General features: G+C 47.0%; 2 protein-coding genes. Both read left to right on the top strand.

Going from position 1 to position 2,209, the window contains the following annotated elements; genetic code table 11:
• Positions 1 to 99: 99 nt before the first annotated feature.
• The gene (locus QT974_RS05835; RefSeq protein WP_333467578.1) at positions 100 to 1,275 is read left to right on the top strand and encodes a CAP domain-containing protein; all 1,176 of its coding nucleotides are present in this window, start codon (positions 100 to 102) and stop codon (positions 1,273 to 1,275) included.
• Between the two features lie 150 nt (positions 1,276 to 1,425).
• On the top strand, positions 1,426 to 2,209 hold a 784-nt coding region (locus QT974_RS05830), incomplete at its 3' end, for a calcium-binding protein (protein ID WP_442933151.1).

Genomic DNA, 2,209 nt, shown 5'->3' with positions numbered 1-2,209 from the left:
GGGCTGGGGAAGTGGTGATTTCGCATTATGTGCGATCGACCCTTCTCCGGCCTTTTGTTTTTTGGCAAACAAATTGACTTGACAAATTGGAGATTCAATATGGCTCGTTTAGATGGAACAGCGCAAAATGACGAACTCATTTGGTTTAATGCTGAACCCGTAGAAATTTATGGCTATGCTGGCGATGACACGCTAGTAGGCGATGCGGGAAACGATCTGATTGTTGGCGGTTCTGGAAGTGACAGTTTATTGGGCGATCCTGGTAACGATGTTATCTATGGTGGTCGGGATAGCGACTCTATGTATGGCGGATTGGGTGCAGATCAACTGTTTGGCGGCAAAGGAGATGATTATTTAGTCAGTGGCTTTGACACAGATACGCTGACAGGGGGTGGTGGAAGCGATACTTTTGGTTTGATAGGCGAGGGCGTAGCTATTATTACCGACTTTAATGCTGCTTCTGATTTCCTCCGACTGGTAGATAACCTGACAGGTTCTCGCGTTTTAGTTGCTCGTAATAACAGCAATAGTGTCGGAGTTTACGTTAGCAGCAATGGTGGTTCTTCTTTTGATAAAGTCTTGGCATTGTTGACCAATTTTAATGGGGATGTTGGGAGTGTTTCAGCGAAAGTTATTGGTGGAAATGTGACAGGAAGTCCGACTCCGACTCCTGCTCCTACTCCTACTCCTATTCCGACTCCCACTCCCACTCCGACTCCAATTTCTGGTTCAACAGGAACTCCCGGCTTAGATCCAGAAGAGCGATCGGCTTTAGATTACCTCAATTCTGCTCGGCAAAACCCCCAAGCAGCAGGACAGCAGTTAGGGATTAATCTGAGCGGAGTTACACCTCGTCCTCCCTTAACACCAGATCCAATTTTAAATCAGGTTGCTCAGCAGCGAGCTGATGATTTGGCAGCTAGAAATTACTTCGATCATGTAGATCCAGATGGTCTTGGCCCAAATATAAAGGTACAGCGAGCTGGATATCCGCTGCCGTCGTTTTACTTGGGTAACCCCGCCAACAATTTCATTGAATCGCTATCGACAGTATACACCGTTGGCAATTCCTCTAGTTTTGGAACTTCAGGAAAAGATCAGATTGCAACTTTGCTCGTTGATGCGGGAACATCACCTCCGGGGCATCGGATTCACTTGCTAGCTCTTAATGATTTCTACGGCAAGCATACGGATGTAGGTATCGGCTATACCAGCGTCACAAGAGGCAATCAAACTAGCTACTATATGGCTGTTTTGACTGCCTATAAAGCTTGAAGAATATAACAATCAACAACAAGCGAGCGCCTTTATGGAAAACAGGCGATCGCCCTCCTAAACTTTCCAAATCAGAGGTAATTGTCGATCGCATTTATTGCGACCATTTCTCCACTCCGTTTATTTTGCAAACCAATAGGTAGGAAAATTATGACTATCAAACGACAAGGGATTTATTTCGTCGGAGAAGATACAGCCGACAATGTTGCACTCGAAGCCGGACAACTTCAGGAAGTGCCTGGAGGATTGCTAACTCGCAAAGGTAATGATACTGTTCGCGGTTCCTCTGATGATGAAGTTGTATATGGTGGCAAAGGAAATGATGAAATTGAGGGCGGAGGTGGCAATGATTCCCTTCGCGGCGACAAAGATGAAGATACTGTTATCGGGGGAGATGGAGATGATTGCTTGTGCGGCGGTCAAGGCAATGATTCAATTGTCGGCGGTAGCGGCAATGATAGTTTGCACGGCGATCGGGGTGTCGATACGCTAACAGGTGGCAGTGGCAATGACACATTTTTTGTACTGCTAGATGATGAGAGCATTGATTACATTACCGATTATCAAAATGGAGGCGATCGCATTGCTAGCGACAATGGCATTTTGAATTTTAATAACTACACTTTTAGTGCGGGTACGGCTGCTAATGGTGCTAGTAGTTCCGATACAGTGATGATAGATAAAAGTAGCAATCGGGCGATCGCGGTTTTGCTGAATGTTGCTAGTAGCACGTTTGCAGCTAGTCCGACACCAACACCAGCGCCGACACCAACTCCAACACCAACACCAACTCCAACACCAACACCAGCCCCAACACCAGCCCCAACACCAACACCGGTGACAACATCGACTCCGGTGACAACACCGACTCCGGTTACGACACCGACTCCGGTGACAACACCGACTCCGGTGACAACACCGACTCCGGTGACAA

This window comes from Microcoleus sp. BM001215392 (genome assembly GCF_036700185.1).
Lineage (GTDB): Bacteria > Cyanobacteriota > Cyanobacteriia > Cyanobacteriales > Microcoleaceae > Microcoleus.
Note: the sequence above shows the minus strand (reverse complement) of the source record. Positions and strands in the feature narration are given on the sequence as shown.